We start from the raw sequence: 14,623 nt of genomic DNA on the forward strand, positions 1-14,623 counted from the left end.
ACGATTGGGAGGGGGGCAAGTGAGCACCCACGGCCACCTTGTCCTCGCCCTCGATGCGGGCACGACGAGCGCCCGCGCGATGCTGGTCGATCCGGCGGGCGCGGTGCTGGGCGTCGACAAAAGGCCGATCGCGAGCCGCTTTCCCGGCCCGGGACTGGTCGAGCAAGATGCCGCCGAGGTCTGGAGCCTCTGCCGCGCGGTGATCGACGGCGCGCTCGCCGCGGCGGGGCGAAGCATCACCGATGTCGCGGCGATCGGGGTGACAACGCAGCGTGCGAGCATTGTGCTGTGGGATCGCAGGACGGGCGAACCCGTCGCGCCGATGATCGTGTGGAGCGATTTGCGCGGGCTGGAGGAATATAAGGCGCTGCGTGCGGCGGGGTTTACCGGCTGGCCGCAGGTGCCGTCGGCGAAACTGCCCGCCGCGATTGCGCTGTCGGGACGCGATCCCGCCGACCTGCAATGGGGAACGCTTGACAGCTGGCTGACCTACAAGCTGAGCGGCGCGCATGTTACCGATGCGTCGGCGGCGTGGTTCACCGGCTATCATGATTATGCGGCAGGCAGCGGATGGGATGCAGCCTTGCTGGGGCACCAGCGCCTGCCCGCGACGCTGTTTCCGGCGCAGGTCGATAGCTGGGGCACAATTGCGGAGAGCGATCCGGCGGTGCTGGGCGCGCGGGTGCCGATTACCGCGCTGATCGCCGATCAGGAAGCGGCGATGGTCGCGCATGGCGCGCTGGAGCGTGGCGACTGGAAAGCGACCTATGGCACGTCGGGCGTGCTGATGGCGGGGACCGGCGCGGTGCCCGAGACGATCCATGGCAGCATGCCCGCCGAGGCGCTGGCCTTTGCGGGCGGCAAGGCGCGCTTCTGCGTCGAGGGCATGGTGATCACGACCGGGTCGATGATCGAATGGCTGTGCGGCGGACTGGGGCTGTTCACTTCGTCGGCCGCGATGGAGACTGCGGCGGCTTCGGTGGCCGATGCGGGCCATGTCATGGTGCGGCCTTCGCTTGCGGGCATGGGCGCGCCGCACGGCAAGTTCGAGGCACGCGGGCTGATTGCGGGGCTGAGCTTTGCCGACGGGCCGGGTCAGGTGGCGCGCGCGACGTTGCAGGGGATCGCTTTCCGGTTTCGCGAAATTGCCGATGTGATCGCCGAGGCTCTGCCCGTGCCCGAGGCTTTGCCCGTGGCGGGCGGTTTGTCGGCGAGCGATACGCTGCTGCAATTGCAGGCCGACGCGCTGCAACGGCCGGTGCGGCGCCATTCGGTGCGCGAGGCGAGCGCCTATGGCGCGGCGCTGGCGGCGGGCATGGGCGCGGGGCTATTCGGGGAAAGCGATTTGAAGCGGCTGGCGCGCTATGATGCGGAGTTTGTGCCGAAGGTGTCGCGGGATCAGGCTGATGCCGCGTTTGCGCGCTGGCGAGATGCGGTGGCGGTTTGATGCCCGCCCACACTCCGTTTGTCCTGAGCGTGTCGAAGGACCGTCGTTTTTCTTTCCTAAGGCCTGCAAGAGAAGAACGGCCCTTCGACAAGCTCAGGGCGAACGGGTTTTGGTGTGAGATTCGTGTTTCAACCTCCGCTCACCTCACGCCACAGCCCACGCACAATATCGCGCATGCGCTGCGCCTCGTCCCAGCGGTTCGTCAGTTCGCTGCCGTCGGGCGCGGTGATGGCATAGGGCGGCGGGCCGAGTTCGCACATGAAGGTCAGCGCATCGTCCGCGCGCGCCTGCTCCAGCCAGAGCTCGAACCCGCGGCGCCACCAGGCGGTATGCTGGTCGAGCCAGCCCCGATGCTGCGGCGCGTCCAGCGCGACTTGAACCTGATGCGTAGTCGAAACGCGGCCGTGAAAATTATGGCTGCCCTGCAAGATCGTCTCGATCGCGGCGAGTTGGTCGTCACGCAGCGGCAGTTCCATCTCGCCCGCAACCGGATAGTGCGACAGGTCGGCGGTGAGCGGCAGGCCGGGGCGTTCCTCGATCAGGCGCAACGTGAAGAGCAGGTCGTTGGTCAGGCGGCCGCGGTGGGTTTCGAACCAGACCGGCAGCGGCGCGTCCTTGGCCGCTGCGACGAGGCTGTCGATCAGACGCAGCGCGGCGCGGAAATCGGCAGTCGGGCCGGCGATCTGGACGTTAAGATGATGCGCGCCGAGGCGCTGGGCTTCGCCGATCCAGTGGGTGAGCTGAGCGGCGTCATGGACGAGCACCTGCCCCTCCCATACGAGGCCGCGCGGGTTCATCACCCGCGCGACGCCGTCGGTGCGCGCGGTACGCGCGAGGTTGACGCCGACGCCGTCGAAGCCCGCAGCGACGACCTGCTCAAGCGCATCGTCGAGGTGGTTTTCGATGTCGAAACCGGGGCATTTGTCGAGGCCCCAGACCGATTGAAGAACGAGCAATTCGGGCATTGACTTCCCTTTTCAGACAACGCTGTCATATCGTGTCGGGTGGGGGAGTCAAATCAAACCCGTCGCCCCCGCGCAGGCGGGGGCCGCTGTCCATTTACACTGCGGCCCCGACCAAGGCCGATGGCGGGCCCCGCCTTCGCGGGGGTGACGAACTAAAGATCTTGAGAGGATGAGATGACAAGCGAAGCCCCCGCCCTGCCCGTCGTACCGCCCGTGTCTCTGGCCTATCGCCGCTACGCGCTGACGGTGTTGCTGATCATCTATATCCTCAACTTTCTGGACCGGCAGATCGTCTCGATCCTGGCCGAGCCGATCAAGAATGAGCTGCATCTGGCCGACTGGCAGTTGGGGGTGATGACGGGCCTCGCCTTTGCGCTTTTCTATACCGTGCTCGGCATTCCGATCGCGCGGTTCGCCGAGACGGGCGATCGGCCGCGGATCATCGCGGTGGCGGCGGGGCTATGGAGCATCTTTACCGTCACCTGCGGTTTTGCGCAGAATTTCGTCCAGTTGGTGCTGTGCCGGATAGGGGTCGGGATCGGCGAAGCGGGGTGTACGCCGCCCGCGCATTCGCTGATCACCGACTATACGCCGAAAGAAAAGCGGGCGTCGGCGCTCGCTTTCTACTCGCTCGGCATTCCCTTGGGCGGGCTGATCGGACTGGCGATGGGCGGGCTGATCGCCGACGCTTATGGCTGGCGCACCGCGTTCCTCGTTGCGGGCGCGCCCGGTGTGGTGATGGCGCTGATCGCGTGGACGACGCTGAAAGAGCCGCGGCGGCAACAGATGAATGCCGATCTGGATGCGCTGAAAGCCTCGCGGCCCGACTTCAAGACCGCGATGGCCGAGATCCGTGGCAAGCGGACCTTCTGGCTGATCGCCTTTGCCGCCGCGATCAAGGCGTTCATCGGCTATGGCGCCGCCGCGTTCCTCGCCCCCTTTTTCTTTCGCAACCATGCCGAGGAATTGACCGTGATCGCGGGTGGTTTCGGGCTGGGCCTGACGGGGTTTCTGGGCGTTGCGCTGGGCATCGTGCTGGGGCTGACCGGCGCGGTGGGGACGTGGATGGGCGGGCAGCTTGCCGATAAATATGGCGCGCGCGATTTGCGCGCTTATGTGGCCATCCCGGCGGTTTCGACTTTTCTGGGCATACCCTTTTACATCGCGGGATTGATGGCCGATTCAGCGGTGTTCGCGCTGGTCATGTTCGCCTTTCCGCCGGTGCTGAACACGCTCTGGTACGGGCCGGGCTTCGCCGCCGTGCAGGGGCTGGTGCGGCCGCAGACCCGCGCGACCGCCGTGGCGGTGTTGCTGTTCATCATCAACCTGCTCGGGCTGGGCCTCGGCCCGCTCGGGGTCGGCGCGGTCAGCGATTTCCTGTCGGGCCCGATGGGGCTGGGGTCGGCCGAGGGCGTGCGCTGGTCGCTGATGATCTTCATCCTGTTCGGCGCGCTCGCCTCGGCGCTGTTCTGGATGGCGCGCCAAACGATCCGCGAGGAGATGGTCAGTTGAGTATCGCGAGTATCGCCCTGCCCCGCATCTTCCGCATCGGCGGCGGGGCATCGAAGCAATTGCCCGAGGTGCTGGCATCGCTGGGACTGTCGCGGCCGCTGGTCGTGACCGATGGCTGGCTGGTGAGCAGCGGGCGCGTTGCGGAATTGGTCGACGGGCTCGCGGCGGCGGGGATCGCTTCGCAGGTATTTGCCGATACGGTGCCCGATCCGACGGTGGCTTCGGTCGATGCTGGGGTTGCGTATCTGCTGGAGGGCGACCACGACTGCGTCGTCGGCTTTGGTGGCGGGAGCCCGCTCGACAGTGCCAAGGCGATCGCGCTGCTCGGCCGGTTCGGCGGGGCGATGGCCGATTACAAGGCGCCGCATGTGCAGGACGCGCCGGGCCTGCCGGTGATCGCGATCCCGACGACGGCGGGCACGGGGTCGGAGGCGACGCGCTTCACGATCATCACCGACGAGACGACCGACGAGAAGATGCTGTGTCCGGGGCTCGCCTATCTGCCGATCGCGGCACTCGTCGATTACGAGCTGACCTTCACCAAGCCCAAAAGGCTGACCGCCGACACCGGCATCGACTCGCTGGTCCATGCGATCGAGGCCTATGTGTCGAAGCGCGCCAACCCATTCAGCGATGGCATGGCCTTGCTCGCGATGCGCGCGCTCGCGCCGAACCTGCGCCGCGTGTGCAGCGACCCGATGGATGCCGCCGCGCGCGAGGCAATGATGCTCGGCGCAACGCAGGCGGGGATCGCCTTTTCGAACAGCTCGGTCGCGCTGGTTCACGGGATGAGCCGGCCGATCGGCGCGCATTTTCACGTCCCGCACGGGCTGTCGAACGCGATGCTGCTGCCTGCGGTAACCGCCTGGTCGGCGCCCGCCGCGCTACATCGCTACGCCGATTGCGCACGCGCGATGGGGGTGGCGGACGAGGCCGAGGGCGATCAGGCGGCGGTGGCGCGGCTGCTCGACGAGCTGGCGGCATTGAACCGCGAACTCGAGGTTCCGGGGCCGGCGGCGTGGGGGATCGACGCGGCGCGTTGGGACGCGCTGGTGCCGACGATGTGCGCGCAGGCGGCGGCGTCAGGCTCGCCCGCGAATAACCCGCGCGTGCCCGACGCGGAAGAGATGGCGATGCTCTACGCGCAGGTCTGGGCGGGATAAGACCTTCGGTTAATCGACGGGCAAGGCGCGCTCTGCTTAAGCGCGCTCGCCCCGTCTCCCTCTCTCCTACGTCTCATCGAGGAGGCGGGGCATCCCTTTCCCGGCGTTACAGTTCCAGCGGGCCGTGCTTCATTTTCGGCAGCACGTGACGCGCGAAGAGGTCGGCTTCGGCGGCGTGCGGGTAGCCGGACAGGATGAACGCCTCGATTCCCATGTCCTGATAGCGGTTCAGCTTCGCGAGCACCTGATCGGGGTCGCCGACGATCGCGGCGCCGCAGCCCGAACGGGCACGGCCGACGCCGGTCCACAAATTATCCTCGACATAGCCGTCGTCGGATGCGGCTTCGCGCAGGGCGACCTGGGCGTTGACGCCGAACGACTGCGAGTCGAGCGACTTGGCCTTGATCTCGGCGCCCTTCGCGGCGTCGAGTTTCGACAGCAGGCGGTCGGCGGCGGTGCGCGCTTCGCTTTCGGTATCGCGCACGATCATATGCGCGCGGTAGCCGAATTTAAGGGTGCGGCCGTAGGCGGCGGCGCGTGCGGTCATGTCGGCGATGATGTCCTTCACCACCTCTTCGCGGTCGGGCCACATCAGGAAGACGTCGCAACCCTTGGCGGCGGCGTCGCGCGCAGCCGGCGACAGCCCGCCGAAATAGAGCGGCGGCGCCTTGCCCGAGACGGTGCCGACGCGCGCGGGTGCGACCTGCAGCTTCCAGAACTCGCCGTCATGGTCGAGCGCTTCGCCGTTGAGCAGCGTTTTCAGGATATGCATCGCCTCGACCGTGCGGCGGTAGCGCGGTTCGGACTCCATCGTCTCGCCCGGCATGTCGGAGGAGATGATGTTGACCGTCAGGCGGCCCCCGAGGATCTGGTCGATCGTCGCAATCTGGCGCGCGAGCTGCGGCGGCCAGCTTTCACCGATGCGCACCGCCATCAGCAGGCGGATGCGCTTGACCATCGTCGCGATTGCCGCCGCAAAGGCGGTGGTGTCGATGCCGAGCGCATAGCCCGATGGCAGCAGGATATTGTCGAACCCAAGGGTATCCGCCTGCACCACGATATCGCGGCAATGCTCCCAGCTCGACTTGAGCATCGGGTCGGGAACACCCAGAAATTCATAGTCGTCGTCGCAGAGCGCCGAAAACCAGCTGACTTCGCACGAGCGGTTGGTCATGGCAGATTCTCCCCCATCGATGTTTGCAGCACCGCGTACCATTCGGCGCGCGTCCAGCGCGGGGCGAAGGCTTGCGGAATGTCCTTGATCCGGTCCGGATTTTGCGTGCCGACGATGGGGATCGGGCGCGCGGGATGCGCCATCACCCAGCTGTAGGTCGCGGCGGCGCGCGAGACGTCATATTCGGCCGCCTTCGCATCGAGCAGTCCGGCGACTGCGCGCGTGCGCTCGTCGGCCGGATCGCCGAGCCGGCCACCGCCAAGGGTGGACCAGGCGAGGAAAGACATGCCGCGCTCCATCGACTGGTCGAAGATGCCGTCGAACAGCGGGTCGAGGTGCAGCGGCGAAAATTCGCTCTGATGGCTGACCAGCGGGACGGTCAGATGGTGCGCGAGCGCGCGGGTCTGCGCGGGCGTGAAGTTCGACACACCGATCGCGCCGATCTTGCCCGCGCGATGTGCATCCTCCAGCGTCCGCGCGATTTCCTGCGGATGGGTGAGCAGGTCGGGGCGGTGAATCTGCCACAGCTCGACATGGTCGGTGCGCAGGCGCTTCAGCGAGATATCGATCGCCGAGGTCAGATAGGCCGCGCTGCTATCATAAGGCACGCCGAGGACGATCCCGCCTTTGGTCGCCAGCACCATGCGGTCGCGCAGTTCGGACGCTTCGGCAAAGACCTTACCCAGCAAAGCTTCGGCTGAGCCGAATCCGTCGGGGGTGTCGCAGCCATAGATGTCGGCGGTGTCGAACAAGGTGACCCCCGCCTCGAACGCGGCGTCGAGCCGCGCACGGGCGGTTGCGACATCGGCGCCGGCGAAGCGCCACATGCCCCACGCGATGGGAGCGACGTCATGACCCGCGAGGGTCATATGGGCGGGAGCGGGAAGAAAATCTGACATCGCTGTCATATACTCCAAAAGTTCGGAATGGGAAAGCGGGTTTCTTTTACGGTTCGGCTTATCTGTTTAGTCATCCCCGCGTTCGCGGGGATGACAAGGATGGGTCTCAATGTGCCAGGACTTGCACTTCGCCGTCGTCGTCTTCGTCGATGGCAATAAGGCGCGGCAGGATGAGGTGGATCGCCGCGAGCGCGACAAGATAGGTGCCGGCGCAGACGAGGAACATCGGCATATAGCCCCTGCCCGTGTCGAGCGACCAGCCCGCGAACTCGATCATCGCCATGCCCGACAGATTGCCGGCAAAGGCGCCGATGCCGATCGCCGAGCCGACGATTCGCGCGGGAAAAACGTCGGTGGTCAGGCCGAACAAATTGGTCGAGAAGCCTTGATGCGCGAAGAGCGCGAGGCCGAGGATCATCGCCGCCGTCCAGGCGCTATCGACACCGACGAGCAACGGCACCGGAACGATCAGCAGCGCATAGATCAACATCGTGGTCTTGCGCGCAGCATTCACGGTCCAGCCCCGGCGGGTCATCAGATAGGATGGCAGAAAACCGCCAGTGATGCCGCCGAACGCCGCCATCAGATAGACAAAAGCGACGGGGAGCCCGAGCGTCCCCTGCGTCAGGCCGAAGAGACGATGGAACAGGTCGGGCATGAAGAAGAGCAGGAACCACCACACCTGGTCGGTCAGCGCCTTGCCCAGGATCACCGCCCATTGGCGGCGGTCGCGCAGCAGGCTGCTCCACGCGATCTTCGGCGCGGCGGCGTCGCGCGCGGCATTCGGCTGTTCGGGAATGCGGACCATCAGCCAGACGACGACCCAGACGAGGCCGAGCCCGCCCGCGATCAGGAAGGTCGCCTGCCACCCCCACATCAGGGCCATGACGGGAATCAGCAAAGGCGTCAGGATCGCGCCGACATTCGGGGCGATGCCGCCAAGGCCGAGGACGAAACTCCGCTCTTTCGCGTTGAAATAAGTCGCGGCGGTCTTGACCGCAGCGGGGGTGCCGATCGATTCCGCCGCGCCGAGGACGGCGCGCGACGCGACGAAGCCCGAGACGGTGGTAGCAAAGGCGTGCGCCATGCCGGCCAGGCTCCAGACGCCGACCCCGATCGCGAAGCCCCAGCGAAGCCCGACGCGGTCAATGAACCAGCCGGTGCCAAGGAAGGCGAGCGCCGCCGCGAACTGAAAGGCCGAGGCCATGTGGCTGTAATCACGGTCCGACCAGTCGAATTCGAGTTGCAGCGTGGGTTTCAGCAGCGCGAGGATCTGGCGGTCGACATAGTTGAGGACGATCGCGACGAACACGAGTCCCACCACCAGCCAGCGGCGTCTGTCGGCGATTTGCGCCAAGATCGTCTCTCCCCGAATCTGTTATTGCCCGATAAGATAACGTTGTCATATGGAAAAGGACAAGGGCTTTTTGGTCGAATTGGTATTTTTGGGCCCAAGACAATCCTCCCCACTTGTGGGGAGGTGGCAGCGCGCAGCGCTGACCGAGGGGGATGCGCGTCCTCAAGGAGCGTTGCTGAGGGCCGAAAGCCCCCTCCGCCACCGCCTTCGGCGGCGGCCCCCTTCCCCGCAAGCGAGGAGGATTTTACGTCCGCTCCCGACCGAATACGGCCCTTCCTAACTATTCGCCCGGCGCTGCGGTCGAACCTCGCACGATCAGTTCGTGCGGCAATTGCCGCCGCTCGATCGTCTCGCCGAAGGCGAGCAGCAAATCGGCGGCGGCGTAGCCCAGGTCGCGGATCGGCTGATGGATCGTGGTCAGCGCCGGCCAGACGACCTGCGCGAGGTCGGTGTCGTCGAAGCCTGCGACCGACAATTGTTCGGGCACCCTGATCCCCAGCCGATGCGCCGCGGCGAGCACGCCCGCCGCCATGTCGTCGCTGCTCGCAAAGATCGCGGTCGGCGGCGCGTCGAGCGCCAGCAACGCTTCGGCCGCAGCGGCGCCCGACAGGAAATCGAAATGGCCGGGGAACACCAGCGCCGCATCGAAGCCGATCCCCGCGCGCTGCAACGCCAGCCGGTATCCGGTCAGCCGCTGACCGCTGGCGAAATAATTGCCATGGCCGGTCACGAAGCCGATGCGGCGATGGCCGAGCGAAATCAGATAGGCGGTCATGTCGTCGGCGGCCTGCACATTGTCGATGTAAACCGCCGACGTCGCGGTCAGATCGGTACCGGGCTGGACGCGCACAACGGGAATCTTGCGTCGAAACAGTTCGGCGAGTGCGGTGCCGACGTCGGTCACCGGCGGGGTCATGATGATGCCGTCGAGCTGTGCCTGATCGATCAGCGCGCCGATGTCATCGACGAGGCCGGGCGAATTGACGTCGCACGGCTGGACGATCATCCGGAAATCCGCCTCGCGACAGCGCTGTCCGACCCCCGCCTGCATGTTGAAGATATAATAGGGGCTGGGGTTGTCATGGATCAGGCCGATCTGGAACGATCGTTTCCCGGCCAGCGTCCGTGCCGCCTGGCTGGGGTGATAGTTGAGGCGCGCGACCGCCTCCTCGACCTTTTGCCGCATGTCGTCGCTGACATAGCGTTCCTTGTTGAGCACGCGCGACACGGTCTTGATCGACACACCGGCGACCCGCGAGACATCCTTGATCGTCGCCCGGGTCATGCGCGCAAACGCTCCGCACCCGGCTTGCAAATCCTCGTCACGGCTGCGCATCTCCCGCTCGGCCACCTTGGCCACCGCATCCGCTTTGGCGAGTCAGGTCCGGCATCGCAAGAGAAGCCTTGCGCGCAGACGCGGGTTGGCGATATGTCGCCACTATGACAGCGTTGGACAGAAACGAATTGACGTCGATGCGTCACGCGCATTGGAACAATCTGCCGAGCGGGGGCGACCTGTTCGGCGAATTGCAACTGGCGCAGGCCGCAGCCGGGACCGCGCCGAAACGCAGCCTGTTTCCGGGGCTCGCGGCCTGCGCGGCGGCATCGGGGGCGGCCGCGTGGCTGTCCGACCATTATGGCTTTCCAATCATCCTGCTGGGCCTGCTGGTCGGGTTATCGCTGAATTTCATGTCGTCGAACGAGGCTACGCATCGCGGGCTGGACTTCGCGTCGCGTAGCTTTCTGCGCATCGGCATCGTCATCCTGGGATTGCAGGTGACCTTTATGCAGATCGCGGTGCTTGGCCCGATGCCGTTTGCGGCGCTGATCGTCATCATGACATTGACCATGGGGGCCGGGTTTCTGGGCGCACGATTGTCGGGGCAGACATCCTATGTGGGGTTGCTGGCGGGCGGGGCGACGGCGATTTGCGGCGCCAGCGCGGCGCTCGCGCTTTACAGTGTGATCGGGCGCCAGCGCCTGTCGCAAGCGCAGTTCGCGCTGACCCTGGTCGGCGTCTCGCTGGCAAGCGCGTTGGCGATGACGATCTATCCCCTTCTGGCAGGCAAATTCGGCCTGAACGATGCGCAAGCCGGCTTTCTTATCGGCGCGTCGATCCACGACGTCGCGCAGGCGATCGGTGGCGGCTATGCTTTTTCCGATGCAGCCGGGGCGAGCGCGACGATCGTCAAGCTCGCACGCGTGGCCCTCCTCGCGCCCGTGGTCGCGCTCGTTGGACTGCTCCTCAAGCCCCAAGATGGCAGCAATCCACGCATCTGGCGCCGGCTCGCCCTGCCTTGGTTCATCGTTGCTTTCTTCGCGATGGTAACTCTGAACAGCGTTGTGCCAGTCCCCGATACCGTACGGGACGGCGCGTTGACGGCATCGAAGGCGCTGCTGCTGCTCGCGGTAACCGCGACCGCGATGCGCACGCGAATGGACCTGCTGCTCGAAACGGGCTGGCGCGCGATCGCTCCGGTCGCGCTCGCCTCCGTCACCAGTTTCACACTGTCGCTGATCTTCGCGTTTGTGATAGTCTGAGCCGCTCTACCAGGATTGTACACGGCCGCCGATGGTCGTTAGGAGACAGTTCGCTTCCAGCTCGACACAAGCGGAAGCGGACTGTCGAGCTCTGCTAGGGCAGTCTGTCGTCGCCCAGCGGGCGAATTATTGCCGCAGGCCCTCCGATTCCAAGTTCGTACTCGGAACAGTAGATCAAAAGGCCAGTCGGCTCGGCAATGCTACCAAGCTTGGAAGGAAAGTCCGCCCTGACAGGCCTGATAGTCTTCAGGCTATGCAGGGCTCTAATCGTAAAGATGGATCAGAGCATCATTTAATGCCGGCATCAAAACGGACGTATGCGTATGGCCTTCGTAGGTTTTGGCCGACCATGTCAGGTTGTTCGGCGACTTTCTCGACAAGGCGCTCACAGTCCGGTTGAAGCTTCGACCGATCTCTTCGTAAAAACCGACCCCTCCTGCCATCTCTCTGGTACCGATCGAAAGGAACATTTTGGTCGGGTGGACCAGCGAACGGCTCAGACACGTCTCGAACTGTGCAACATAATCGGCCCGGGTCTCGAAAATGCCCGGGCTTCCTAGCCAATATCGATTAAAGAGCTTCGATTGCCGCAGAAACGCGTAGAAGGTGAAAGTGCCGCCGAATGAGTCACCGAGTATTCCGGCCGGGCCTTCTTTGATCTCATATCTGGAGCGTAGGAACGGATCCAGTTCGCTCTCGAGAAACTCCAGAAACCGATCGGCACCCCCCGGGGTTGTCTCCGGCGTTCCCGCCCCCAGCAATTTGCCCATATAGTCGGGAACCGAATCCGTCATGGTATAGTCGCGGGTGCGCGCGTTTGGCCTGCCTTCCGGATAGTCGAGCCCGACCAGCAAGACGGGCGGGAATCCCGGATTGACGAGGTCGGCGCTCAGCAACCTGCAAGACGCCGCAGCAACTGCAAGGACGAATGACCCGTCAAGAACGTACACCAGTTCCAGCGGCACGGGCTTTGCTTCCTTCGATGGCCCCGGCCGGACGCTGGACCAGATACCAACCGCAATCGTGTCGCCTATTGCCCTCGACCGAAATTCGAAGGCCTGACTGTCCCGGAGTGGCCAGGGAGCTCCCTTCGACTCTATCGGCGGCCGCTGCTCTGCGTGCGCCGCCCCGGCATTGAGCTGTGTTGCGCCGAGCACGGCTGTTACGCTCAGGCCGCTCTCCATGAATTTCCTCCGATCGATCACAGTCCGTCCCTTTGTTTTGGCGATAGCCGACGATGGCGCTGCTGCTGCTCAAAGACGCCGTTCCGAGCCGCCGAGCCTCGCATATTTCGCCGAACCCTGTCCGCTGCGACGGACTGACGCCCAGAGATGGCCTCTCCCGTCAACCGGTCACCCGATGGCATCAGAATTTCGCGTTTGCGCGCACGCCCCAGTAACGTGGATCACCATATACCGAGCCCGCGGACGGCGCACCGAACTGGGCCAGAGCCGTCGCCGCCAAAAAGTCTGTCGCGTAAGTCTTGTCGAGCAGATTTTTCGCAAACAGCGAGATCCGGTAACGTGACCACACAAGAGATGCGCTAGCGTCCACGAGCGTGTAGGCATTGCGCGTAGGGCACGGTCCGAAAACTTGCGCTTCGCCGCAGAAGTGCGTGGGCCCGACGCCATTGACCGCTCCGTTGACCTCGAACGACACATCGTCGGACACTGGCTGGGTGTAGGTCGCAGCGAGACGGTAGCTCCATTTCGGCGCGCGCTGGAACTGTTCCCCGACATTGCCGACACCCGGCGCGATGGTGGGCGAAAGGACGGTCGGACGGACGCGATTGTAGCCGCCGCTCAAGTCCACCACGAACTCGGGAATGATGCGATACGACGCGTCGACTTCGACGCCGTAGGATTCGAGCTTGCCGACGGCGACCTGCACGACGCGCGGTCCGAGTGGCGTCGGAACCGTCGCAGCGGCGTTGAACGACTGTGCATCGATATAGAACAGGGCGACGGAAAGGCTGCCGCGCCGATCATCGAAATTGGTTTTTACGCCGGCCTCATATTGCCAAAGTCGCTGGTTGGGATAGGTCGCCAGCGGGCTGCCGGTGCCGACCAGTGAAGAGTTGAAACCACCCTGAGTGAAACCCTTCGTGATCGAGCCATATATCTGGGTGTCTGGCGTGAACAGGTAGCGAGCCGTCACCTTGGGCTGGAAGCCATGAAAGCGACCTTTTAGTGCGGCTCCGGTCGCCGGCCTGAGTTCCTGCTTGAGGTCATCATAGCGCGCGCCTGCCCCGATCACGAGATGATCGCCGATCTTGTATTCCAGGTCGGTGAAGGCGGCCAACGCACGGTAGAAGACCGGCGGTACTGCTTGCGCGATCGATCGACTGCCGAGCGCAATGCCTCCAAAAAGACCACCGCAGTCAGAGCAATCGCCATTGGCGCCGCGATTATAATATCCGCCGACAAGCCATTTAAAGGGGCCATTGCCGGTCGACTGAATCCGCACCTCCTCGCTGAAATCACGCAGCGCGCCTGTCCCGCGCGCCGCGAAATTGTCCGGCGTGTTCAGGTCGGCATCATATGTGTCGCTGAAGTGCAGCCTGTTGTAGGCTGTGGTGCTGATCAGATCGAACGCGTCTGCCGAGAAGGTGATCTTGCCCGAATAGCTGTTGCTGCGCAGGCGGCTTTGGGGACGGCTGCCGGCGAGCACGCCGGTTGCCGGACCAAATACCGGAGTCAACAACAGGCGGCCGCGCTTGTCATTGATATCCGCAACCTGGTGGTAGAGGAACGATGGCCCAAGCTTGTTCACATAGGCATATTTGAGATCCACCGTCAGATTTGTGGAGGGCGCGATCATCACGCGGCCGCTAAACGCCTCGTAATTATCCCGGTCCGCGTCGCTGCCATCACTGAAATTGCGGAAGCCCGAGCGACGCTGGATCGTTCCCGACACCCGCGCGGTGATCAGGTCTTCAACGATCGGCCCAGCGACGGTTGCAGAACCGCGGAGCGTTCCGGCATTGCCCACTTCGGCGTTCATCTCGCCTTCGAAATCATTGGTCGGTGCGCGCGTGACATAGCTGATCGCGCCCGAATATGCGTTGCGCCCATAGAGCGTTCCCTGCGGGCCTTTGAGCACTTCAACGCGTTCGAGATCGAATAGCGGAATGGCGAAGGCCACATCTGAAGGCTGATAAACGCCATCGATGTAGAGCCCGACGCCCGGCACGCCAAGCCCGCGCATCGTAACCGATATCCGCGTGGCCCGCGGCGCGGCAATGAAGAAGTTCGGCAATTTGGTCGATAGATCGTTGATGGTGAGATTGCCGGAAGGCGCCAAATCCTTGGACGAGAAGACATTGATCGTCGCCGGAACCTCGACAAGGCGTTCGGAGCGCTTGCGCGCGGTCACAACGATTTCGCCTGAGGACGATGCGCCGTCATCTTCTGCCGCAATGGTATCGGCAGTGTCAGACTCCGCAGAAGCTTGTGCCATCGCAGGTTGCGCCAGCACGGGAACCAATCCTGCCAGTAGAGCCGCCTTCATCTTCATTCGCATATCCATCTTCCCATTTCTATTTGGTGGGCTCTGTTCGACAGCC

Annotated in this window: 11 protein-coding genes; 4 read left to right on the forward strand and 7 right to left on the reverse strand. The window is 64.4% G+C overall.

Going from position 1 to position 14,623, the window contains the following annotated elements; all coding sequences use genetic code 11:
* Positions 1-19 precede the first annotated feature (19 nt).
* Entirely contained in the window at positions 20-1,447 is a 1,428-nt protein-coding gene (locus tag ACSYDV_RS00065; RefSeq protein ID WP_438321695.1) for an FGGY family carbohydrate kinase, read from the forward strand.
* A 128-nt stretch (positions 1,448-1,575) separates the two neighbouring features.
* Here ACSYDV_RS00065 and ACSYDV_RS00070 read toward each other — a convergent pair whose 3' ends face one another.
* Positions 1,576-2,412: a hypothetical protein gene (locus tag ACSYDV_RS00070; RefSeq protein WP_438321696.1), complete on the reverse strand. Its 837-nt coding sequence runs from the start codon at positions 2,410-2,412 to the stop codon at positions 1,576-1,578.
* 174 nt (positions 2,413-2,586) lie between these two features.
* Between ACSYDV_RS00070 and ACSYDV_RS00075 the strand changes: the two genes are divergently transcribed.
* Positions 2,587-3,924, forward strand: coding sequence for a spinster family MFS transporter (locus ACSYDV_RS00075; RefSeq protein WP_438321697.1), 1,338 nt, complete (start codon positions 2,587-2,589; stop codon positions 3,922-3,924).
* Positions 3,921-5,087 carry an iron-containing alcohol dehydrogenase gene (locus ACSYDV_RS00080; RefSeq protein ID WP_438321698.1) on the forward strand — a complete coding sequence of 389 codons (1,167 nt, stop codon included), beginning with the start codon at positions 3,921-3,923 and terminating at the stop codon, positions 5,085-5,087. Before ACSYDV_RS00075 ends, ACSYDV_RS00080 begins: the two co-directional genes overlap by 4 nt.
* 106 nt (positions 5,088-5,193) lie before the next feature.
* Here ACSYDV_RS00080 and ACSYDV_RS00085 read toward each other — a convergent pair whose 3' ends face one another.
* The 4 genes from ACSYDV_RS00085 to ACSYDV_RS00100 all read right to left on the reverse strand — a co-directional run bounded on the left by ACSYDV_RS00085 (position 5,194) and on the right by ACSYDV_RS00100 (position 9,877).
* Complete coding sequence (locus ACSYDV_RS00085) at positions 5,194-6,261, reverse strand: LLM class flavin-dependent oxidoreductase (RefSeq protein WP_438321699.1); 1,068 nt, start codon at positions 6,259-6,261, stop codon at positions 5,194-5,196.
* The gene (locus ACSYDV_RS00090) at positions 6,258-7,160 is read right to left on the reverse strand and encodes an aldo/keto reductase (protein ID WP_438322809.1); all 903 of its coding nucleotides are present in this window, start codon (positions 7,158-7,160) and stop codon (positions 6,258-6,260) included. The genes ACSYDV_RS00085 and ACSYDV_RS00090 overlap by 4 nt, the downstream gene beginning before the upstream one ends.
* A gap of 106 nt (positions 7,161-7,266) precedes the next feature.
* Positions 7,267-8,517, reverse strand: a complete 1,251-nt coding sequence (locus tag ACSYDV_RS00095) for an MFS transporter (RefSeq protein ID WP_438321700.1) — start codon at positions 8,515-8,517, stop codon at positions 7,267-7,269.
* A gap of 280 nt (positions 8,518-8,797) precedes the next feature.
* Positions 8,798-9,877 (reverse strand): LacI family DNA-binding transcriptional regulator, encoded by a 1,080-nt coding sequence (locus ACSYDV_RS00100; RefSeq protein WP_438321702.1) that lies wholly within the window; start codon positions 9,875-9,877, stop codon positions 8,798-8,800.
* 113 nt (positions 9,878-9,990) lie between these two features.
* Here ACSYDV_RS00100 and ACSYDV_RS00105 point away from each other — a divergent pair, with 113 nt between their 5' ends.
* A complete protein-coding gene (locus ACSYDV_RS00105; protein WP_438321703.1) occupies positions 9,991-11,058 on the forward strand; it encodes a YeiH family protein in 1,068 nt (355 codons plus the stop codon).
* A 263-nt stretch (positions 11,059-11,321) separates the two neighbouring features.
* Here ACSYDV_RS00105 and ACSYDV_RS00110 read toward each other — a convergent pair whose 3' ends face one another.
* Both ACSYDV_RS00110 and ACSYDV_RS00115 read right to left on the reverse strand, forming a co-directional pair.
* Positions 11,322-12,242 (reverse strand): alpha/beta hydrolase, encoded by a 921-nt coding sequence (locus tag ACSYDV_RS00110; RefSeq protein WP_438321704.1) that lies wholly within the window; start codon positions 12,240-12,242, stop codon positions 11,322-11,324.
* Between the two features lie 181 nt (positions 12,243-12,423).
* Positions 12,424-14,574, reverse strand: a complete 2,151-nt coding sequence (locus tag ACSYDV_RS00115) for a TonB-dependent receptor (RefSeq protein WP_438321705.1) — start codon at positions 14,572-14,574, stop codon at positions 12,424-12,426.
* Positions 14,575-14,623: the final 49 nt, after the last annotated feature.

Origin of the sequence: Sphingopyxis selenitireducens (genome assembly GCF_051550705.1) — a bacterium.
Lineage (GTDB): Bacteria > Pseudomonadota > Alphaproteobacteria > Sphingomonadales > Sphingomonadaceae > Sphingopyxis.

What these genes read in the sequence shown, in the direction of transcription:
- ACSYDV_RS00070 (WP_438321696.1), bottom strand. Translation starts at nt 2,412, where the DNA reads ATGCCCGAATTGCTCGTTCTTCAATCGGTCTGGGGCCTCGACAAATGC.
- ACSYDV_RS00075 (WP_438321697.1), top strand. Translation starts at nt 2,587, where the DNA reads ATGACAAGCGAAGCCCCCGCCCTGCCCGTCGTACCGCCCGTGTCTCTG.
- ACSYDV_RS00085 (WP_438321699.1), bottom strand. Translation starts at nt 6,261, where the DNA reads ATGACCAACCGCTCGTGCGAAGTCAGCTGGTTTTCGGCGCTCTGCGAC.
- ACSYDV_RS00090 (WP_438322809.1), bottom strand. Translation starts at nt 7,160, where the DNA reads ATGTCAGATTTTCTTCCCGCTCCCGCCCATATGACCCTCGCGGGTCAT.
- ACSYDV_RS00105 (WP_438321703.1), top strand. Translation starts at nt 9,991, where the DNA reads ATGCGTCACGCGCATTGGAACAATCTGCCGAGCGGGGGCGACCTGTTC.
- ACSYDV_RS00110 (WP_438321704.1), bottom strand. Translation starts at nt 12,242, where the DNA reads ATGGAGAGCGGCCTGAGCGTAACAGCCGTGCTCGGCGCAACACAGCTC.
- ACSYDV_RS00115 (WP_438321705.1), bottom strand. Translation starts at nt 14,574, where the DNA reads ATGAAGATGAAGGCGGCTCTACTGGCAGGATTGGTTCCCGTGCTGGCG.